General features: G+C 64.5%; 20 protein-coding genes. 10 read left to right on the top strand and 10 right to left on the bottom strand.

Going from position 1 to position 19,152, the window contains the following annotated elements:
• Positions 1–46: 46 nt before the first annotated feature.
• From ACSKT0_RS01170 to ACSKT0_RS01155, 4 genes are read right to left on the bottom strand one after another with little or no spacing between them, the layout of a single operon-like run.
• Positions 47–976, bottom strand: a complete 930-nt coding sequence (locus tag ACSKT0_RS01170; protein WP_437772141.1) for a biotin-dependent carboxyltransferase family protein — start codon at positions 974–976, stop codon at positions 47–49.
• Complete coding sequence (pxpB, locus tag ACSKT0_RS01165) at positions 976–1,623, bottom strand: 5-oxoprolinase subunit PxpB (RefSeq protein ID WP_437772140.1); 648 nt, start codon at positions 1,621–1,623, stop codon at positions 976–978. The genes ACSKT0_RS01170 and pxpB overlap by 1 nt, the downstream gene beginning before the upstream one ends.
• Positions 1,607–2,356 carry a LamB/YcsF family protein gene (locus ACSKT0_RS01160; RefSeq protein WP_437772139.1) on the bottom strand — a complete coding sequence of 250 codons (750 nt, stop codon included), beginning with the start codon at positions 2,354–2,356 and terminating at the stop codon, positions 1,607–1,609. Before ACSKT0_RS01160 ends, pxpB begins: the two co-directional genes overlap by 17 nt.
• On the bottom strand, positions 2,340–3,143 hold the full coding sequence (locus ACSKT0_RS01155; RefSeq protein ID WP_437772138.1) for a hypothetical protein: 804 nt from the start codon (positions 3,141–3,143) through the stop codon (positions 2,340–2,342). The genes ACSKT0_RS01160 and ACSKT0_RS01155 overlap by 17 nt, the downstream gene beginning before the upstream one ends.
• 133 nt (positions 3,144–3,276) lie before the next feature.
• Between ACSKT0_RS01155 and ACSKT0_RS01150 the strand changes: the two genes are divergently transcribed.
• From ACSKT0_RS01150 to ACSKT0_RS01130, 5 genes are all read left to right on the top strand, one after another.
• Positions 3,277–3,423, top strand: a complete 147-nt coding sequence (locus ACSKT0_RS01150; RefSeq protein ID WP_306960266.1) for a hypothetical protein — start codon at positions 3,277–3,279, stop codon at positions 3,421–3,423.
• Between the two features lie 84 nt (positions 3,424–3,507).
• Positions 3,508–4,170, top strand: coding sequence for a DNA alkylation repair protein (locus ACSKT0_RS01145; RefSeq protein ID WP_437772137.1), 663 nt, complete (start codon positions 3,508–3,510; stop codon positions 4,168–4,170).
• The gene (locus tag ACSKT0_RS01140) at positions 4,148–5,488 is read left to right on the top strand and encodes a macrolide family glycosyltransferase (protein ID WP_437772136.1); all 1,341 of its coding nucleotides are present in this window, start codon (positions 4,148–4,150) and stop codon (positions 5,486–5,488) included. The genes ACSKT0_RS01145 and ACSKT0_RS01140 overlap by 23 nt, the downstream gene beginning before the upstream one ends.
• A gap of 31 nt (positions 5,489–5,519) precedes the next feature.
• A complete protein-coding gene (locus ACSKT0_RS01135) occupies positions 5,520–6,158 on the top strand; it encodes a hypothetical protein (protein WP_437772135.1) in 639 nt (212 codons plus the stop codon).
• Positions 6,159–6,256: 98 nt separating this feature from the next.
• On the top strand, positions 6,257–6,667 hold the full coding sequence (locus ACSKT0_RS01130; protein WP_437772134.1) for a DUF6855 family protein: 411 nt from the start codon (positions 6,257–6,259) through the stop codon (positions 6,665–6,667).
• A 242-nt stretch (positions 6,668–6,909) separates the two neighbouring features.
• Here ACSKT0_RS01130 and ACSKT0_RS01125 read toward each other — a convergent pair whose 3' ends face one another.
• The 5 genes from ACSKT0_RS01125 to ACSKT0_RS01105 form a co-directional block, all read right to left on the bottom strand.
• Positions 6,910–7,683 carry a hypothetical protein gene (locus tag ACSKT0_RS01125; protein ID WP_437772133.1) on the bottom strand — a complete coding sequence of 258 codons (774 nt, stop codon included), beginning with the start codon at positions 7,681–7,683 and terminating at the stop codon, positions 6,910–6,912.
• A gap of 190 nt (positions 7,684–7,873) precedes the next feature.
• Complete coding sequence (locus ACSKT0_RS01120; protein WP_437772132.1) at positions 7,874–10,279, bottom strand: glycoside hydrolase family 65 protein; 2,406 nt, start codon at positions 10,277–10,279, stop codon at positions 7,874–7,876.
• A gap of 40 nt (positions 10,280–10,319) precedes the next feature.
• Positions 10,320–11,057: an HAD family hydrolase gene (locus ACSKT0_RS01115; protein ID WP_437772131.1), complete on the bottom strand. Its 738-nt coding sequence runs from the start codon at positions 11,055–11,057 to the stop codon at positions 10,320–10,322.
• 17 nt (positions 11,058–11,074) lie between these two features.
• Positions 11,075–12,085 (bottom strand): LacI family DNA-binding transcriptional regulator, encoded by a 1,011-nt coding sequence (locus ACSKT0_RS01110; RefSeq protein ID WP_437772130.1) that lies wholly within the window; start codon positions 12,083–12,085, stop codon positions 11,075–11,077.
• 154 nt (positions 12,086–12,239) lie between these two features.
• Positions 12,240–12,857: an alpha/beta hydrolase gene (locus ACSKT0_RS01105; protein ID WP_437772129.1), complete on the bottom strand. Its 618-nt coding sequence runs from the start codon at positions 12,855–12,857 to the stop codon at positions 12,240–12,242.
• A 136-nt stretch (positions 12,858–12,993) separates the two neighbouring features.
• Here ACSKT0_RS01105 and ACSKT0_RS01100 point away from each other — a divergent pair, with 136 nt between their 5' ends.
• Positions 12,994–13,425: an SRPBCC domain-containing protein gene (locus ACSKT0_RS01100; protein WP_437772128.1), complete on the top strand. Its 432-nt coding sequence runs from the start codon at positions 12,994–12,996 to the stop codon at positions 13,423–13,425.
• Positions 13,426–13,434: 9 nt separating this feature from the next.
• On the opposite strand, the gene ACSKT0_RS01095 is transcribed toward ACSKT0_RS01100, so the two are convergent.
• On the bottom strand, positions 13,435–14,172 hold the full coding sequence (locus ACSKT0_RS01095; protein ID WP_437772127.1) for an ANTAR domain-containing protein: 738 nt from the start codon (positions 14,170–14,172) through the stop codon (positions 13,435–13,437).
• 720 nt (positions 14,173–14,892) lie between these two features.
• Between ACSKT0_RS01095 and ACSKT0_RS01090 the strand changes: the two genes are divergently transcribed.
• From ACSKT0_RS01090 to ACSKT0_RS01075, 4 genes are all read left to right on the top strand, one after another.
• The gene (locus ACSKT0_RS01090; RefSeq protein WP_437772126.1) at positions 14,893–15,084 is read left to right on the top strand and encodes a hypothetical protein; all 192 of its coding nucleotides are present in this window, start codon (positions 14,893–14,895) and stop codon (positions 15,082–15,084) included.
• A 191-nt stretch (positions 15,085–15,275) separates the two neighbouring features.
• Positions 15,276–16,088, top strand: a complete 813-nt coding sequence (locus ACSKT0_RS01085) for a DeoR/GlpR family DNA-binding transcription regulator (protein WP_437772125.1) — start codon at positions 15,276–15,278, stop codon at positions 16,086–16,088.
• Positions 16,085–17,092, top strand: coding sequence for a 1-phosphofructokinase family hexose kinase (locus ACSKT0_RS01080; RefSeq protein ID WP_437772124.1), 1,008 nt, complete (start codon positions 16,085–16,087; stop codon positions 17,090–17,092). Before ACSKT0_RS01085 ends, ACSKT0_RS01080 begins: the two co-directional genes overlap by 4 nt.
• Positions 17,093–17,094: 2 nt before the next feature.
• The gene (locus ACSKT0_RS01075) at positions 17,095–19,143 is read left to right on the top strand and encodes a PTS fructose transporter subunit IIABC (RefSeq protein WP_437772123.1); all 2,049 of its coding nucleotides are present in this window, start codon (positions 17,095–17,097) and stop codon (positions 19,141–19,143) included.
• Positions 19,144–19,152: the final 9 nt, after the last annotated feature.

Raw genomic sequence — 19,152 nt, 5'->3', positions numbered from 1 at the left:
TCCGGTCGGGCAGACAGCAAGGGACATGCCCGGTGGAGGAGAACCTTCAGCCCAGGAAACGAATCCGCTGGCCGGGGCGGGCTTGTCCCAACAAGTCCAGATCCGTGCGACGCACCACGGCAATCACGGGGTAGCCACCCGTCACGGGATGATCAGCCAGGAATACCGTGGGAAGGCCCGACGGCGGCACTTGCAGTGCACCGAGCACCATGCCTTCGCTGGGCAGCTCTTCGAGCCGGGTCTGGGTGAGCGGTCGGCCCACCAGCCGGGCACCGATCCTGTTCGACTCGGGCGACAGAGTCCATTCCTGGCTGACAAGGCGGCGCCAGGAGTCGTCGTCGAACCAGGCTGCCCGGGGGCCGCGGTCCACTCGGGCTGTGATGGCGCGCCCAGGATCAGGAGCGCGGCGGACGGCAGGGAGGGCATACGCATTGTTGAGGGTGCCCATGCCCGCACTGGCCCCAGATCCCGGTCCGGGAACGGAACCCATACCGGAAACCAGGCCGTTGCCCGCGGAAACATGCCCGATTCCCAACTGCCCACCCGATTTCAACGGCGCGGGGCCTTCACCGGAGAGTATGTCCGTGCTGCTTGAACCGAGGAGCTTGGGCGCGTCGATTCCGCCCTGTACAGCCAGGTAATACCGCAGTCCGAACACTGGAGCAGCGAAGTCCAGCACCGCACCCGGTGCCACGCGGATGGCTTGGTTCAGCGGAATCTCGGCGCCGTTGAGTGTGACGATTCCCTCAGCGCCTGCCACCGCGACCGTCGACGCTGTGACGAACCTCAAGCGAAGCCCGCCAAGCAATATCTCCAATCCGGCCGCTTCTGTAGGATTCCCCACCAGCAAATTGGCAAGCCGGAGTGATTGCCGGTCGAGGGCGCCGGAAGGGCTCAGCCCCAACGAAGCCCAGCCCGGCCTGCCAAGGTCTTCCACCACGGTGAGTGGGCCGGGGTTCACCACTACGATCCCCATCAGCCCTCCACGAATCGGACCAGGTCACCCGGCCGGATCAGCGCTGGCTCGGCTTTGGACGCGTCCCACAGTGCCGCCGTCGTGGTTCCGATCAACTGCCAACCGCCTGGAGAGGATCGCGGGTAGACGCCGCTGAACTCGCCTGCGAGGCCAACAGAGCCGGCCGGCACGGCAGTGCGCGGTGTGTTCCGACGCGAAACGCGGAGCAGCTCATGCGTCGTGACCAGGTACACGAAGCCGGGCGCGAAGCCGGAAAAGGCGGCCGTCCACTCCGAGCCCGTGTGAAGCTTGACCACTTCGGGCTCGCTCATGCCGAGGAACTGTGCCGTCTCGGCGAGGTCGGGGCCGCCGTAGGAGACCTCGATGGTGACCTCACGGCCGGAGCCGGCAACGTCGTATGCCGGTTCCGCGGACTCCAGCCAGTCGCGGACGTCGGAGGGACGGATCGTCCAGGGATCGAAGGTGACGAGGACGGTGCGGGCGGCGGGCACGACGTCGATGATCCCCAGCGGCGTTGGAAGGCCAGCCGACGCGCCGGCGCCGGTCAGCCCGCGGTAGTACGCGACGACTGCGGTCAGTTCCGGCAGTTCCACCAAGAAAGCGCTGTCGCCGCAGGGCAGAAGGATCCGCTCAGGCGAAGGACTCAATCTCCACACCAGCTTCCTCAAGGCCAGCGCGCACCGCCGCAGCCAGCTCAACAGCACCCGGAGTGTCGCCATGAATGCACAACGAATCGGGCTTCACCCGCACCACTGTGCCGTCCACCGCCAGCACCTCGCCCCGCACTGCAAAGCGTACGGCCCGCTCGACTACCGCGGCGGCGTCGTGCACCACTGCGCCTTCCTGCGAGCGCGGCACCAAGGTGCCGTCCGGCAGGTAGCCGCGGTCCACGAAAGCCTCCCGGAAGACCGGGTGCCCGGATTCTTCGGCGAGGCGCAGCAACGCCGAGCCCGGCAAGCCGAGGACAGGAAGCCCGGGATCGTAGGCGTGAATCGCCGCCACCACGGCTTCGGCCTGCTCGACGTCCTGGACGATCCTGTTGTACAAGGCGCCGTGGGGTTTGACGTAGTCCACGGAGGCGCCCACCGCGTGCGCCATGCCGTCCAGGGCACCGAGCTGGTACAGAACGTCGCCAAAGAGCTCATCGAAGGACATGTCCATCGCTCGGCGCCCGAAGCCGTGCAGGTCCCGGTAGCCGACGTGGGCGCCGACCCTGACGTCGAGCTCGAAGGCGGCACGGCAGCTGTCCAGCATGGTCACCGGATCCCCGGCATGGAAGCCGCACGCGACGTTGGCGCTGCTGACAATCCGGAACATTGAGGCGTCGTTTCCCATGGTCCAGGAGCCGAACGACTCCCCCGAATCAGCGTTGAGATCCACTATTGCCGCCTTCCAGCGCGTTCTGGCGGGCGGCTGGAAGCAGCTCGCCCGGAATGATGTCCGGCATGGGACCGAATGCTTCCCTCGCCGAGGCCGCTACGGCACGGCCCATGACGCGGTTTCCGACTCCGCCCACCACGGCCCCCACGCCGAAAGGCAGGGCACGGCCGAGGAAGGCGGCGCCTTGGCGCTGGACGAGGCGCTTGAGGAAGGCGCGTTGGATGGCGTCGCGAATGACCCCGAATCCTCCGCCGGGCAGCTTTTTGGTGAGGGTCTTGCCCCAGGCCTGCGTGACGCCTTTGCCTTTGCCGAGCGATTGTCCACTCAGCGCACCCAGCAGGGCGGTGCCTTCTTCTCCGAGCATGATGGCCATGACCATGGTTCGTGCACGGTCCGGATCCGTTAGGCGGATGCCGTGGAGCTCGGCCAGGGAAGCGGCATAAAGCGCGGTTCCTTCCAGGAAGCCGATGGTGGCAAGCGCGGACAGGCCTAGCGAGGCTGCCGTACCGATACCGGGCACGACGGCGGTTGCCCCGACGGCGGCACCCCCGCCGGTGACCGCGGCGAGGTAGTCCCTCTCCAGCTTGGCGGCCAGCTGCGCCGCCGTGGCTTGCGGGTATTTGCGCTGCAAGCGACGCAGGTTCGCCAGGACAAGGGGACGTTGGACCTCGACAGCCCGAAGGAGCACGTTGTGGACACCGGGCTTGGCATTGCCGCTGGCGTCGAACATGGCGTTGTGGGCCGTTTCCTGCGCAATCTTTACTGCCTGGTTGGGTCGCTTTGCCATTCTTCACCTCTGCATTCAGCCGTTGGATTCGTTCGGTAGTTCCTTGGCCTAGCCTAGGCCACACGCCCCCTCCCCGGCGTAGACTTTAAGGCGTTCGCGGGAACAGTCCAACGAAGGACAGGAAGCATCCGGAATGAACAAGGCACCAGATCCCAACGAAGTCCGCCATCACAGCGACGCCCCTGCCGAAGGGGAAACGGAGGGTTGGGTGTCGCACGATACCGGCCTTCATAGCCAGGAACCTGCCGAAGGGCCGGATACCGACGACGCCCCCGCGTAGTAGCGTTCAGCCTGCGAAATCGGGGGCCCGAAAGTGGCTTCGCACGGATTACTCGTCCCTCCCGGGGATACTCAACCGGGCCAATTGTTGGCGCGCGTCCTCGACGAACTGCACGCTTTGGAGAAGCACGACGCCGCGAGCTTCCGCGCCGTCCGACGCAGGATTTCCGCGGAAATCGCCACGATGGACGCCGCCGTCGTCTTCAATCTCGCCGAAGGACTCGTACAAGCGGGCTTTGACTGGGAGGGATGGGAGTTCATCAATTCGCATCGGGCAGCTTTCGCTGAGCTGACGCCGGCCCGGCTTGAATACTTGGGACAAGGCATCGCTACGTGGGGCCAGGCCGATGCCTTCGCGGCCGACTTGGTGGGGCCGGCGTGGCGCGAAGGACTCATCTCGGACGCCGACGTCGACCGCTGGGCGCGGAGCCCGGACCGTTGGTGGCGGCGCATAGCCCTTGTCTCCACTACCGTCCTCAATACGAGATCACGCTGGGGAACGGGTGATACGCAACGGACGCTCGCCGTCGTCGGTATCTTGATCAACGATCGCGACGACACTGTGGTCAAGGCGGTCAGCTGGGCGTTGCGGTCCTTGGTGCCATGGGATCCGCGCGCCGTCCGCACCTTCCTTGAAATGCATGAGACTGAGCTTGCCGCCCGCGTGAAGCGCGAGGTGCGGACCAAGTTGGAGACCGGGCTGAAATCGCGCCGACGCAGCGTTCATGGCGCGGAACTTTCCAAATGAAGCCTCCACTGTTCTTGGGGGTGGTGCCATGCACATAGCCTTCATCTGTCTGCCTGCCGCGGGCCATGTGAACCCGACGTTGCCAGTGGTCGCCGAGCTGGTTCGCAGAGGCCACAGGGTCACCTATGCGACGTCGGCGAAGTACGCGAAAGCGGTCGAATCTGCCGGCGCCGCGTTCTTTCCCAGTGGAGAGGACCTGGCGGCCTTCCTCCCGCCGCGCGAGCGTTCCGCTGAAGGTGGTCCGCCCCCGGGAGAGGGCGGCCCTGCGCCGTCACCGATGACGGGGATGTTTGCCGGAATGCCGTCCGGAATGATGTCCGGACTGCTTGAGCGGATTCTCAAGGGCGCACGGGAGGAATTCCCGGCGTTGCTGGCCCGTCTGGCCGAGGACCCGCCGGACGGGGTGGCTTACGACGCCATGACGCTCTCGGGGAAGATGGCTGCGGCGAAGTTGGCGTTGCCCGATATTGCGTTGCTTCCGAGCTATGCCACCAATGAGCATTTCTCCATGCGGGATCTCATGCCCGGCCCGCCGTCGCCGGGGATGGTCGAGGCCTGGAAACAGGTAAGCCAACGGATCAACGATTTCGCCGCGGAGCATGGCGTGGGTCATCTGCAATTCATGGGAGGCCCTCCTGCGTCGCTGAACATCTCCTTCATCCCGAGGGAATTCCAGCCCTCGGGAGAAACATTCGATGGCAGGTTCCACTTCGTGGGTCCTTGCCTCGGCCTGCGGGGCAACGAGGAAGCCTGGCAGCCCCGGGAGAAGGACAGGCCTTTGTTGTTCGTCTCGCTGGGCACCACGCCGTTGAATGACCGGCCGGACTTCTTCCGAATGTGCTTGGAAGGATTTGCAGGCACAGCCTGGCAAGTGGCCATGGCAATCGGCGAGCGCGTCGAGGAGTCCGAGCTGGGGGATGTCCCGGATAACGTTGAGGTACGGCCCTTCTTTCCGCAGCTTGAAGTCCTTCCCCACGCCGATGCGTTCCTTTCCCACACTGGGATGAACTCGACCATGGAGTCGCTCTATTTCGGAGTGCCGTTGGTAGCTTTCCCGCTTCAGCCCGAACAGGGAGCCAATGCGCGCCGGGTGGAGGACCTGGGACTCGGGCGCCGTCTCCCCCTTGAGGGGCTCTCCCCCGAGCTGATCCGGGAAACGGTCCTTGAAGTCAGCGGCGACCAGGCGATCCTGGACAATCTTGAAGCGATGAGTGCCCGTGTCCGCGGTTCCGGCGGAGCCCCCGCAGCCGCCGACGCCATCGAAGACTTCCTGCGCGGCCGCACCGTCCGCCTTCCAGCGCCGCCCGATGCTGTGTAGCGTGTAGCCATCATCGCGACGGGAGGGCCTGATGCGCTGGATCAATGCTCCCGCGGGTATGCCGTGGAACAACCCGTGGCCGCACGACATGGTGATCAGCGTCGAGGACCGCTCCCTGCCGCTGAACGAGCTTCTGTTCATCCGGCACGCTTGGGGCTTGGCCTCCGACGCCGACATTCCGGCACTCTCACCCCGTCCTGATCCGGGGACCTCACGGACCCCTGGTTCGGCGAGCGCCGCCGAGTGGGAGGGCAGGTGGCAAACTGCCTGGAAGCGCGCCTGGGACTGGTACGAGATCAGGGAACGGACCGCGGAAAACAGGCCCACACCCGAGGTGATCCGGCAGGTCACCCGGCCGGGTCAACCGCTCCACCCGTTCATTCCCCCATTGTGGAGTTCTGAGTACGGCAGCGAGGGCGTGGACCAGGCGGCTTTCCAAGCCTGGCACAATTCCCTGGTCCCTACAGTTCCGCCGACTGCGGAACGCGATAGCCTGCAGGCCTTGATTCCGGCCTGGGAGAGCGGCCTGGAGGAGATCATCGTTCTCCCCTACGCCGACTTCTACGCCAAACGCATCAGCCGGCGGCAACTAGTTGTTTCGGCGGTGACGCGGAGCGAGCCCGCGAGCTACAGCCGGGCATTGGCGGTCCGGCTAGCCGAGGGCAGCTAAGTCAGCGCGGACCCCGCAGACATTCGGTCCGACCCTGTGTAGCGTGTAGCCAACATCCGCGCAACGCCTGCTGCAAGGCCCAGGAAGGACACCGTCACATGGCCGCTGGATCCAAGGAAGACCCCTGGAAGCTCACCACCCCGCCAGGCTCCTCCGACTACACGATGTATCGGGACGAAGCGAGTGACCCGCCGGCGATCGTTTGCCAGGTGGGATCCACCACCCTCAAATACCATTTGAGGGCCGTCAAGGACCTGCATGCGTGGCTACTCCAGCAAGGCGATTGGGTGCCACTCGGGGCCGCCGACGAGAACAAGCCCGCCGCCGAAGGCACAGTTGAGGCCTGGGGCCGCGACGACGGCAATCCGGTGGGCGGTTGGTACGGCTTGCGCAAGGGATACCGCGGCCGTTTCGGTATGTACATGCCACCGCTCCTGGAGGCTCTTGGCCTCGCAGAACTCACCCATGAGAAGCGGAACAACAGCATGCGGGGCATAGCGCCGAAGTAGGGAGCGAAGCAGGCGGGGTTCGACGACGGCGCGGAGCCGCCGTCGTCGTGCGCGTCTCGGCTGGGTTCGGCACCCAACCGCCCCGCCGCGTCCTGCTGGATCCGTGCGGCTTTGGAGGAATAGTCCGCGATGACGCGGAGTTCCTCACTGGGTCTATCGCCACCACATCGACTGGGATGCAGAGGAAACGGCCCGGGCGCCGAAGTTCGCTCTGGCAAAGCACCCCCTGCGCCACTCGGGAATCAGCCGTTGGGATAGGCCTGTGCGATCAGTTTCCCGCGGAGCACGGCGATCTGGGCGTACATGTCGTGTACAAGATAGAGATCGCGACGCCGGGTCCACGGCTGTCCCGACTGCGGATCATAGGTGCCAGGCATGTCGATGCCTTGGGGTGCGAAAGCGTCCATCCCGCGGTCTTGGGTGGTCTGGACACAGCGCTTAATGTGGTCCCGGAATCCAACAATGCCGGCGATCCCCGAAGGCTGAGAGGCGCGCAGCTCCTTGACCTGGGCTGCAACGCCGTCCGTGCTCAGATACACAATGGTGCCGTCCGCCGAAATGACCGGTTCAATCGAGGTCACCCCGCTCATGTGGTACTTGGACTCGAGGAACCTGGCGATTTCCCACTGGGCAAAGACGGGAACGTTGCGCCTCGCCCGCACCTTCGCAACCGTGTCCGCGAGGGCTTCGTTGACCGGGCCAGGCTCGTAGAGCACGCGGCTGGGATCTCCGCCACCTGCCGGCCGTCGGTTGCCGAAACCATAGGCGATGATGAAATCAATGCTCTCGACCGGCTTGGTTGGCGGATGCCAGTTGAATCCGATGTCTTCAAGGTGGGGCTCCACGACGGCGGCGGTGGCACGGTCGTCCAGTTCACCTTCCAAAGCGTCCAACATAGTGCGTGTCAGCTTGGCATCCTTACCCTTCCCGGAAGAGTCCGCGAGGGCCGGAGTAGTGGTGAGCAGCGGTGCCGCCGCGGTCAGCAAGGCAGCGGAGGCGAATGTTCGTCGATCCATGGGAAGGGTCCTTTTCCAGAGAGGTCTCCGGAGACCGTATCTACGTCCCGTGAATCAGGAATGAACCGTTCCCGAATAACTCCGAAACCGCTGTGCCCCACCCACCGGCCGCCATTTGTGCATCCACTGCTGAGTAACTGTCGTTCTGGACCCTCAGAACGACAGTTACGGAGCAATCGATGGGGGCCGGTTAGACCCGCGCGCTCCCGATCACGGGAAGTCCGGCCGTCGGGAAAAGGCTCGGGAAGACCGACGGCGCGGGGACCGGCACGTCGTCGAGGGGCACAGTGACCGTCTCGACGCCGACGACGACCCGCTGCCCGCGCACGCTGACCTCCAAAGGCGCGGCATCTTCCAGAGGCGCGGCACCGGCGTCGGGCGCTGAACCTGATGCTGCATCCAGAACCAGCGCAAGGCTGATGGACCCCGGGCGCAGCTCGACGGACAGGAGCCGCCCGCGGATCTTGAGCCGGAAGGACAGGCTGTCCCACTCGGCCGGCAGCCGCGGATCGAAGTGCGGGACCTGGCCCTGGTCCCGCATGCCGGCGAACCCGCACACCAACGAACTCCAGATGCCGCCGGTGGACGCGATGTGCACGCCGTCAACGGTGTTGCCGTGCGTGTTGTCCAGGTCGATGAACAATGCCTCGGTGAAGTGCTTGAGCGCGACGTCGGAGTAGCCCACCTCGGCCGCCATGATGCCCTGCACGCAGGCGGACAAGGTGGAGTCGCCGGTGGTGATGGGATCGTAGAAGTCGAATGCGCGCTGCTTTTCCTCGGCCGTGAAGTCCTGCCACTGCAGGAACATCGCCAGTACCGTGTCCGCTTGCTTGAGGACTTGGTGCCGGTAGATCACCAGCGGGTGGAAGTTGAGCAGAAGCGGGTACTTGGAGCGCGGCGTGGACCAGTCCCACGGCTCCAGGGTCATGAAGTCGTTGTCCTGGCTGTAGATCTCCATGTCCGGATCGTAGGGTAGGGACATGCGCGCGGCGGCCTGTTGCCACACCATCCGCTCGGTATCCGGGACGTCCGGGTGTTCCAGTGCCGCGGCGGCTCGCAGATTAAAGCGGGCCATGACATTCGTGTAGAGGTTGTCGTTGACCACAGCCGTGTACTCGTCGGGGCCGGTGACGCCGTGGATGTGGAACAATCCGTCTTTGCCGAAGAAGCCCAGCGAAGCCCACATCCGAGCCGTCTCGATCAACAGATCGGCGCCCACTTCGGCGCGGAAGCTGACGTCGCCGCTTGCCCATTGGTAGCGGTTGGCGGCGAACGCGATGGCCGCAGCGATATGGAACTGTGCGGTGCCGGCGGCGTAGTACGCGCTAGCCTCGAGTCCGTTGATGGTGCGCCAGGGGAACAGTGCACCTTCGACCGTCAGCTCCTTGGCCCTGATTCGCGCCTCGGGAAGCATGGCGTGGCGGGATTCCAGCACTTGGCGGGCGGCGCCCGGGTTGGTGTACGTCAGGTACGGCAGCAGGTACACCTCCTGGTCCCAGAAGTAGTGGCCCTCATAGCCGGAGCCGCTGACGCCCTTGGCCGGGATGCCGGCGACGCCGGCACGCGCGGTGGCCTGGGCAAGCTGGAACAGGCTCCACCGCACGGCCTGCTGCTGTTCTGGCTGGCCACCAATAGTGATATCCGCAGTGGACCAGTAATCCCGGTAGTGGGCCGCGCCTTCGGCCAGGAGCGCGTCGAACGGCACGAGTCCCAATTCGGCGTCGGACGCGAGGATCTCGCCGGGCTCTGCTGAGTTTGCGTCGGCGGTGTTCACGACGTAGCTGACGCTCTTCTCCAAGCGGAACGTTTCGCCCTCATTCACGGCCATGACGTAGCGGACCGTGGACTCGTCCTCCCCCACCACCGTTTCGAAGGGCTGGCCTTCTGCGGAAATCCAGTGGTCCACGGCCATGCCGATGCGCTGCCGGGATTCGGCGGTTTCCCAGGCCATGCGCAGGGATCCGTCGGAGCCCTGGAGGTGGAGCGGGAGCAACACACGGCCGGCGTGGCGGCCTGAGCGGCGGGGGTCGTGGGCCGAGTGGTCCTCCACAGGCTGGTCCTGCCGATTGATCACGAGCGACGTGATGTCCGCAGACACCTGGCGGTCTGCGGTGAGGCGCAGCTCGATTCCAAGGGAACCCCTGGAATCGATCCCGACGGCGCGGCGCTCCAGCGTAGTGACCATGGCGCCTGAACGGCATTCCCAGGTGATGGCGCATTCGTAGACGCCCGTGGCGAAGTCGATGCTGCGGCGGTAATTCTGCACCGTTGACTCGGTGAGGCTCAGCTGCTCGCCGTCGATGACGACGTTGAAGTTGTTGGCATCCGGAACGTAGACGATCCTTTGTCCCGTGCGGGCGAAGCCATAGGCGTTCTCGGCGTGCTTGATGTCCCACGTTTCGTGGAAACCGTTGATGAACGTGCCGGGGAGTTCGGCGTCCGCCCCAGCCCAGTGGGCCCCGCGGATGCCCAGGTGGCCGTTGCCGAGGCTGAAGAGGGTTTCGAGCGTGCCGGCGTCACCGGGAACGTGGATGCTCTCCACGAGCTTCCACGGTTCGCAGGGGAAGCGCAGCCTGTCGGAGCTGATGAGTGCCATGGACTGTTGGGTTCCTTCTGTTTCTGGTGAAACGGCTTGATTAGAGGAGTTCGTCGAGGTCGTCGACCACGAACGTTGCACCGGCGTCGAGCAGGGTCTGGTGGCCGGCCCCACGGTCCACCCCGATCACCGCGCGGAAGTTGCCGGCGCTCCCGGCCTGCACGCCGGACACGGCGTCCTCGACAACGACGCAGCCCTCGGCGGGTACGTCCAGCAGCGCGGCGGCGTAACGGAACGTGGCAGGATCCGGCTTGCCGGGGAGCCCGACGGCGGCCGCCACCTGGCCGTCGACCACCACCGGGAAGTAGCCATCGAGTCCGGCCGCCTTCAGGACGGCGGGCGCGTTGCGCGAAGAAGACACGACGGCGAGCTTGAGTCCCAGCTCCAAGGCTGCGTGGATGAAGCGGACAGAGCCTGCGTAAGGCTCGACGCCGTGAGAATCCACGATCTCGTTGAAGATCCGGTTCTTGCGGTTGCCCAGGCCCTGCACGCTCGTGTTGGCCGGATCGTCGTCGGTAGGTCCTTCCGGCAACGTGATTCCGCGGGAGGTGAGGAAGTCCCGTACTCCATCGAAGCGCGGCTTGCCGTCGATGTGGTCGAAGTAGTCGCTCTCCTGGTAGCCGTCCGGATGCCCGGTTTCCGCCAGGTAGCCGTCGAAGAGTTCCTGCCAAGCCTGCTCATGCACGACGGCGGTCGGCGTCAGCACGCCGTCGAGGTCGAAAAGGAGCGCAGTAGCGCCCGTCCAGGCGGTCTTCTGGGTTGCTCGGGTGTCAGTCATGATGTGGAGTAGTCCGTTCAGCGCTGGCGGCGCGTGGTTTTGCGTTCAATGAGTTTCGTGTCAAGAAAGTGGTTGGAGGGTTCGTTGGGGGCGTCGGCGTTCTGGAGCCGGTCCACCAGCAGGTTGGCAGCGAAGGCACCTTGGTCGGCCACCGGCTGTGCCACTGTACTTAGGCCAAGGAACCAGCTCATGGGGTGGTCGTCGATTCCAATCACGGAGACATTCTTCGGTGCGGACAGTCCGTGCTCGCGCATGGCCATCAAAGCTCCGAAAGCCGCCTCGTCGCAGTCCGCAAAGACCGCCGTTGGAAGGCTCCGGTGGGCGATGAGTTCGTTCATGGCCTTGCGGCCGCCGTCGATGGTGGAATCCGAGTTGATGACCAAGTCCGGATGAACGGTCAGGTGATGGTCTTTCAATGCCCGGCTGAATCCCTTGAGCCTGTCGCTGGACGTCAACACTGAGTTCTCTTGGGTTTCTCGGCCGGAAAGCACCGCCAGATCCCAATGGCCCAGCCCCAGCAGGTGCGAGGTGGCTTGCCAAGCCGCGAGTTCGTCGTCGATCCCTACGTTATCCCACGGTACGGAAGTCATCCCCACGCTCGCAACTGCAAGGCCGGACGCGGCCAGGAGGGCAACCTCGGACTCACTCAAATCGACGTTGAGGAGCAGCACGCCGTCCACGCGTTGGGACAGGCCAAGGAGATCGCCGAAGATCTTCCGCTTGACGCTCGACTTGCCGCGCAGGCTGATCAGGACGGTGTCGAAACCGCTGTCTCCGAACACCTCCTCGGCCGCTTCAACGGCCTGGGCGAAGAACCAGGCCGTGGCAGTGGGAGCGATGATGGCGATGGAACCGGTATTTCCGCCGGCCAGCCGGGCTGCCGCCGAAGATGCCTTGTAGCCGAGCTTGGCGGCGGCGTCGGCCACTTTGGATTGCGCTTTTTCGGACACGTTCGGCAGGTTCCGCAGGGCGCGTGAAACGGTGCAGATGGACAAGCCCGAGAGGACCGCAACGTCCTGGATTGTCACGCGGTGAGCCTTAACCATTCAACACGGCCTCAACCCTTTCATCTTCTGGATTTAGCAGCACATCCTTGCACCGCCGAAGAAGAGTGTAAGCGCTTACAATTTTGGCAATCAAGAGTTGTTTTTCAGCGCCCTCGAATGTGACGCGGACCTCACCTCAGCGGAGGACGTAAAAGCGTAGAAACGCGCTGACATCCGCCATCTCCCGGGGCTCGATCCGGTGGCCCATGCCGGGGTAGGTCCTCGCGGTCAGAGCCATATTCTTGTTGAGCCATTCCTCGGTGTGCTCAATGGCATCACTGAAGATCACGGGATCGGCTTTGTCCCTGCCCCAGAAGAACGGCGGCGGGGAGTCGAAGGATTCGCTGAGGGCCAGAAGGTCGTTATCCAGCACGAATCCGGAGAGGCCCACGGTCGCTTTGAAGCCTTCCGGACGAAGCCGCAGAAGCGTACTCGCCATGGCCATGCCTTGTGAATAGCCAAGGAGGCTCACGCTGCTGTGGTTGCGCTTGACCGAGTCAATCCAGGCGAACACCTTGTTGGTGGCGGTGATGACGTCCGCAAAGTCGTTGGCGAGGAAGTAGTCAAGCAAGAACCAACCGTAATGGTCCCCGATCGCCATAGGCCCACGGAGCGCGGCGCAGGTGAATTCACCGGGAAGCTGGGGAAAGAGATTCACCATTCGCTGCTCGTCCGTGCCATACCCGTGCATCATCACGAGGAGCGGCGTCCCTGCGCGCTCGTTTTCCGGCTTGGACCAGACGACTGTTTCCATGGGAAGAGCCTATGCGCCCTATCTCCATTGCCCGCGAGCTCGCGCTCAACGGCAGCCCTGCGTTGGCCTCTCCGCCCCGCGTAGACTCTCTTTCGCGAGCTTCACGACGCCGAGCAGGCTGCAAAAGGAGAAGGACATGACGGGCAACTTCATCGCGAGTTCAACCATCACGATCCATGCAAGCGCCGATCGGGTGTGGTCGGTGCTCACCGACCCCCAGGCCATCAAGGAGTTCATGTTCGGGACAGATGTTCTCACCAACTGGTCGGTTGGCGGACCGATTGCCTGGCGGGGGGTCTGGAAGGGCAAAGAGTATGAGGACAAAGGTGTCATCCTCGAATCCGAGCCCAGGAAGCGGCTGGTATACACCCATTTCAGTCCGCTGTCCGGCCAAGACGATGCCCCGGAGAACTACCACACGCTGACGTGGACTTTGGAGCCGGGAGACGGGCTGACCAAGCTGACCTTGGCGCAGGACAACAACGCCAGCGCGGATGAAGCGGCGCATTCGAAGGCCATGTGGGACAGCCTCGTGGAGAGCGTGAAGAGAATCGCGGAGCGCAGCTAGCGAAGTCCCTTACGCTTCGAAGTGGGAGGCCGGCGTTTCGTTAGTCAAGGATTGGAGGAGGGACTCCGCAACATCCCTCAGCTTCTGGTTCCTGCCGTTCGAGGCCTTGCTCAGAATTCTGAAGGCCTCTTCCTGACTGCATCTGTTCTGGCCCATGATCACGCCGGTGGCCAGATCGATGGCGGTCCGGGAACGCATGGCCTGCTCGAGGTCTTCTGCACGTTGTTGCCTGGCACCGATCCGAACCGCCAGTCTCAGTGCTTTTTCCGCTTGGCTTGCGAATAGTTCGCAGCTGCGGATGGAGGCTTCATCGAAGGCATCGCGCTGCCGGGCGAAAAGGTTGATCGCAGCCGTCGCGCCCTCTTCCAAGCCTAACGGGACGCAAAGCACGGCCAGGTGGCCGCGTTCCGCGATGGTGGTGCAGTAGTCAGGCCATTGCGAGTTCCTGGATGTATCTGAAATGAGTACAGTTTTCCCCGTTCTCATCGCTTCCAGGCAAGGTCCGTCTCCGTAGGCTTGCTGCACCTCGTCAATGAGCCGGGCCTCGTGGTTGTTTCCCGCGACTGTCATCGATCGGCGGCGTCGGCTCAACGTGACACCGCACAATACGTCCTGCTCGCGCGCGGCGGACACTGAGGACGCAGTGAAGATCGCAAGGTCTTCGAGGAAGCCACTGACGTCTTCACTGTCGATGATCAGATCCTGGAGTTGCCCCACCACCGAGGCATTCAGGCCCATTTCGTCCATGATTCAGTCTAGGAGCAGAAGCGCGGCAATGGCGGAAACAGGCGTGCGATAAATCGTCCACCACATGGACAAACGCTCTCACGGTCTTGCGCGCCGGGAATACAGAGTGCAGAATTCTTCTACAGTCCGTGCAGAACTCCGGACAAAGGGCCGAGCCTTCGGCCTGTTTTCGCTCAAGCAGCCGGGCGCCATTTCACTCAACGTGAAGGTGCTGCCTGATGAGCAAATGCCTGTTACCGGCGCGGAGCTAGTCGATGTCGACCCTCTCCGAATCCGCTATACCCCATGAACCACACCAGCCCCGGGCTGCCCGCCTTTGGTGTGCCGTTTGCGGAACAGACAAGCACCTGATCATCGAATCCATCCAGGCCCAGACTCCAAGGTCTTCCCAACAGCTTGCCGTGTTTTACACGTGCACTTCTTGCGGGTTTTCCTATAGCCACGCAGCCACTGTCCAGCAGGCGGGGGCCATCCTGAATCGTCGGGGGATTCAGGATGGCCTCCTGGAGTTCGGAAGCCACTATTTCCACTGCGGTGAACCCCTCCATGAAGTGAAAACCGCACTGCGAAGCTTCAGGGCACCGCAGACGGGCAGGCCCCGATCGCGCAGCTCTCCCCCGGAAGCCCATCTCCACATCAAGGTCTTGAGATGCAGTTGCGGGTTCGAGTTGGAAATTCCTGCTTAGCCAACGACATGCAGCATTACCCGAAGGAAGCACTATGAAGCTTGAAAGTACACAGCAGCGACGACCCAAAGACGACTCCCGGAAAGATTCGGATGGGCTGGACCAAGAGAGGAACAAGAACCGGCACGAAACGGACTCCTCTCACCAGTCCCGCTTGCCTGACCCTCCCGACCCGGACAACCTCCCCATCGACTACCCCGGTCACCGGGAGATCGAGTGGCCGTAGGGAACCCTCCGGTCCGGCGCTAGGGCTGCTAGCCCCTCAACAAAACCCAAACAAACCCAAACCAACCCAATATCTTTGTTTATGTTGTTTTCTGTTGACAGACCAACATGAACAAAGATAGAGTCAAGCAATTCCACATCATGTGATCACAGTCACTGGTGTACCTAGAGCTTGTACGCGATGGAGGGTATGTGTTTGCCGAGGAGCGCCAACAGCTGATCTCCGAGCTCGTCGCCGAGCGTGGACGGGTCAGCGTCACGGACCTTGCGGATCGATTCAGCATCACCACGGAGACCGTCCGCCGTGACCTCGCTGCCCTCGAATCCGCCGGCAGTCTTCGCCGCGTCCACGGCGGGGCAGTTCCGTCGGACCGCCTCAGCACCCGCGAGGAAAGCGTGGTTGAGCGGGCCATCCAGCGCCAACCGGAAAAGCTCCGCATCGCCGAGGCCGCCCTCGCCCTCATCCCCGAGAACGCGGCCGGCAGCATCCTGATCGACGCCGGCTCCACCACCGAGGCCCTCGCCCGCTTGCTGGACCAGCGCACCGCGCAGCGCACGGCGTCCTCCAACGGGAACGCCCCGCGGGAAGAACTGGTGGTTATCACCCACGCCATCCCCATTGCCGGACGCCTTTCCGGCAACCCCCACATCGGCCTCCAGATCCTGGGCGGCCGCGTCCGCGGCCTCACCCAGGCCGCCGTCGGGCAGTCCACGGTCGAGGCCGCTTCCCGGCTCCGCCCGGACATCGCCTTCGTCGGCGCCAACGGTATCCACGCCACGTTCGGGCTCAGCACCCCTGACCCCGAAGAAGCCGCCGTCAAGGCCGCCTTCGTCACGTCCGCACGGCGCGTCGTCGTCCTCGCGGATTCCTCCAAGCTGGACGCGGAAACCCTCGTCCAGTTCGCCGCCCTTAAAGATGTGGACACCGTGATTACTGACCACGAACCCTCTGAAGAGCTCTCCGCCGCTTTGGCCGAGGCCGGCGTCGACGTGGTGATCGCATGATCGTCACCCTGACCGCCAACCCGAGCCTGGACCGCACAGTAGAGCTCCCGGCCCCCTTGGCCCGCGGCGAGGTGCAACGCGCCGTCGCTGTACACCAGCATTCCGGTGGCAAGGGCGTCAATGTCTCCCGGGCCCTGGTCGCCTCGGGCCTGGACACCGTCGCCGTCCTGCCGGGCGGGGATTCCGATCCCGTCCTCGCCGGACTGCTCGACGACGGCGTCCCCTACGCAGCGCTTCCCATCAGCGCGCCGCTGCGCAGCAACGTGACGCTCACCGAACCGGACGGCGTCACCACCAAGATCAACGAACCCGGCCCGGAGTTGAGCCTGGACGAGCAGGAAGCCCTGATCGGGCTGCTGCTGGACCGCTCCCGTGGCGCGAGCTGGGTGGTACTCGCTGGATCGCTCCCACCAGGAGTTCCGGCGGATTTTTACGCCACGGTCGCCCGCCGGATCCGTTCCACGCACGACGATCCTGCAAACGGCAGACCGCCGCTTATAGCGATCGATTCCTCCGGCGCCCCGCTGGTTGCCGCCATCAGTGGCGATTCACTCGGCAACATCAGCGGCAAACCCGATCTCCTGAAGCCCAACGCGGAAGAACTGGCCGAACTGGCCGCCGCAGCCGGCCTCACAGACGTCCACACGGCTGACGAACTGGAAGCGGATCCGGGCCTTGCCGCCAGGGCCGCCGCCGCCGTCGTCGGCAGGGGTGTGGGTGCAGTACTCGCAACACTCGGTTCCAAGGGCGCCGTCCTGGTAACCGCCGACGGCGCGTGGTTCGCCACGCATCCGCCGATCCAAGCCGTCAGCACAGTTGGTGCCGGCGATTCATCCCTTGCTGGCTATCTGCTGGCCGCCACCAACGGCGGAACCTCGCAGGACTGCCTCCGTCAGGCTGTGGCACATGGTGCCGCCGCTGCTTCGCTGCCGGGCTCCACTGTCCCGGCGGTCCACCAAACAACTCCCGACGCCGTTACCATCACGGCCCTTCAGAAGGACTAACAGTGACCCAGCTCATCACCCCCCAACTGGTCTCCCTTGACCAGAACCTCGGCGATTCCCCCGCCGATGTCATCCGCTTCCTGGCAGGCAAGGTTGCCGCAGCCGGGCGCGCCTCCGAGGTTGAAGGGCTCTTCGCGGACGCCTTCGCCCGCGAGCAGAAGACTGCCACAGGCGTACCCGGCGGCATCGCCATCCCGCACTGCCGCTCAATCGCAGTGACCGAACCCGCCCTGGCGATGGCCCGGCTCTCCCAGAAAGTGGACTTCGGTGCCAAGGACGGCCCCGCGGACATCATCTTCTTCATCGCTGCCCCGGAAGGAGCGGACCAGGAGCACCTGAAACTGCTCTCCAAGCTGGCCCGTTCCCTCATCAAGAAGGACTTCACGGCGGCCCTCCGCGCGGCTGCCACCGAGCAGGACATTGTCGACCTGGTTGAAGGCGCGCTGGCCGACAAGCCGGCTGCGCATGCGGCAGAATCGGCAGCACCCGGCGCCGAGGCACCGGCTTCGGCCCGTGCCGCTTCGTCGGCTGGCCCCAGGCGCATCGTCGCCGTCACGGCCTGCCCCACCGGCATCGCCCACACCTACATGGCAGCCGACTCCCTCGTGGCTGCCGCCAAGGAGATGGGCGTCGACCTCCAGGTGGAAACCCAGGGCTCGGGTGGATTCACCGCGTTGGACCCGGCTGTCATTGCCGCGGCTGACGCCGTGATCTTCGCAGTAGACGTCGATGTCCGCGGCAAGGAACGCTTCGCCGGCAAGCCGGTCATCAACGCGCCGGTCAAGCGTGGCATTGACGAGCCGGCCAAGATGGTTCACGAAGCCATTGCCGCCGCCTCCGACCCGCACGCCCACCGCGTTCCGCACTTCGGCGCCGAAGAGAACGCCGAACACGCATCAGAGGCCGCCAGCGAGCACTTCGGCACCAAGGTCAAGAAGGTCCTGCTGACCGGTGTCAGCTACATGATCCCGTTCGTCGCCGGCGGTGGCCTGCTCATTGCCTTGGGCTTCCTCCTGGGCGGTTACGAGATTGCCGGTGCCGCCGACAAGATCCTCGGAGCGAACACGCTTGGCAACCTGCCCACCGATTTCCCCGCGCACGCTTGGGGCCCACTGGGCGCATACCTAGGCGCCGTGCTGTTCAAGATCGGCGCATTGTCCCTTGGCTTCCTCGTCCCCGCCTTGGCGGGTTACATCGCTTACGGCATCGCGGACCGGCCCGGCATCGCTCCTGGTTTTGTCTCCGGCGCTGTTGCCGGCTACATGGGCGCAGGCTTCCTGGGCGGTCTGGTAGGCGGCCTGCTGGCTGGTGTCACGGCACACTGGATCGGCACCTTCAAGGTTCCGCGCTGGCTGCGCGGCCTCATGCCCGTGGTGATCATCCCGCTCGCGGCCTCGATCGTTGCATCCGGGCTCATGTTCCTGGTTCTCGGCGGCCCCATCGCTGCAATCACCAAGGGCCTCAACGCGTGGCTCTCCGGCATGACCGGCGTTTCTGCCATCGTTCTGGGCATCATCCTTGGCCTCATGATGTGCTTCGACCTGGGCGGTCCCGTCAACAAGGTTGCCTACTCCTTCGCCGTGGCCGGTCTCGGAGCCGGAAGCGTAGCCAACCAGGCTCCGTGGCAGATCATGGCCGCCGTCATGGCAGCCGGCATGGTGCCCCCGTTGGCCATGGCACTGGCAACCGTGCTCAACAAGAAGGGCTTCAGCCTGGCCGAGCGTGAAAACGGCAAGGCCGCCTGGCTGCTGGGGGCTTCCTTCATCTCGGAAGGGGCGATTCCGTTCGCCGCTGCAGACCCGCTGCGTGTCATCCCCGCCAGCATGGTTGGCGGCGCAGTGACAGGCGCCTTGAGCATGGCGTTCGGGGTCACCTCGCAGGCTCCCCACGGCGGAATCTTCGTCTTCTTCGCCATGAACAACTTCCTGTTGTTCTTCGCCGCGATCGCAGTCGGCGTGGTCATCACCGCCCTGGTCCTGCTCGCGCTCAAGCGTTGGGCAGTCCGGACGCCGGTTGAGGCGGAGCAAGCTCCTGTTCCGGTCGCAGCCTGACCCCACCGT

Origin of the sequence: Arthrobacter sp. KNU40 (assembly GCF_051515115.1) — a bacterium.
Classification (GTDB): Bacteria; Actinomycetota; Actinomycetes; order Actinomycetales; family Micrococcaceae; genus Arthrobacter.
This window is presented reverse-complemented; position numbering and strand designations above follow the sequence as displayed.

Coding starts and splice junctions, on each gene's coding strand:
- ACSKT0_RS01170 (WP_437772141.1), bottom strand. CDS start 976: ATGGGGATCGTAGTGGTGAACCCCGGCCCACTCACCGTGGTGGAAGAC.
- ACSKT0_RS01155 (WP_437772138.1), bottom strand. CDS start 3,143: ATGGCAAAGCGACCCAACCAGGCAGTAAAGATTGCGCAGGAAACGGCC.
- ACSKT0_RS01150 (WP_306960266.1), top strand. CDS start 3,277: ATGAACAAGGCACCAGATCCCAACGAAGTCCGCCATCACAGCGACGCC.
- ACSKT0_RS01140 (WP_437772136.1), top strand. CDS start 4,148: ATGGCGCGGAACTTTCCAAATGAAGCCTCCACTGTTCTTGGGGGTGGT.
- ACSKT0_RS01135 (WP_437772135.1), top strand. CDS start 5,520: ATGCGCTGGATCAATGCTCCCGCGGGTATGCCGTGGAACAACCCGTGG.
- ACSKT0_RS01130 (WP_437772134.1), top strand. CDS start 6,257: ATGGCCGCTGGATCCAAGGAAGACCCCTGGAAGCTCACCACCCCGCCA.
- ACSKT0_RS01125 (WP_437772133.1), bottom strand. CDS start 7,683: ATGGATCGACGAACATTCGCCTCCGCTGCCTTGCTGACCGCGGCGGCA.
- ACSKT0_RS01120 (WP_437772132.1), bottom strand. CDS start 10,279: ATGGCACTCATCAGCTCCGACAGGCTGCGCTTCCCCTGCGAACCGTGG.
- ACSKT0_RS01115 (WP_437772131.1), bottom strand. CDS start 11,057: ATGACTGACACCCGAGCAACCCAGAAGACCGCCTGGACGGGCGCTACT.
- ACSKT0_RS01105 (WP_437772129.1), bottom strand. CDS start 12,857: ATGGAAACAGTCGTCTGGTCCAAGCCGGAAAACGAGCGCGCAGGGACG.
- ACSKT0_RS01100 (WP_437772128.1), top strand. CDS start 12,994: ATGACGGGCAACTTCATCGCGAGTTCAACCATCACGATCCATGCAAGC.
- ACSKT0_RS01095 (WP_437772127.1), bottom strand. CDS start 14,172: ATGGACGAAATGGGCCTGAATGCCTCGGTGGTGGGGCAACTCCAGGAT.
- ACSKT0_RS01090 (WP_437772126.1), top strand. CDS start 14,893: ATGAAGCTTGAAAGTACACAGCAGCGACGACCCAAAGACGACTCCCGG.
- ACSKT0_RS01080 (WP_437772124.1), top strand. CDS start 16,085: ATGATCGTCACCCTGACCGCCAACCCGAGCCTGGACCGCACAGTAGAG.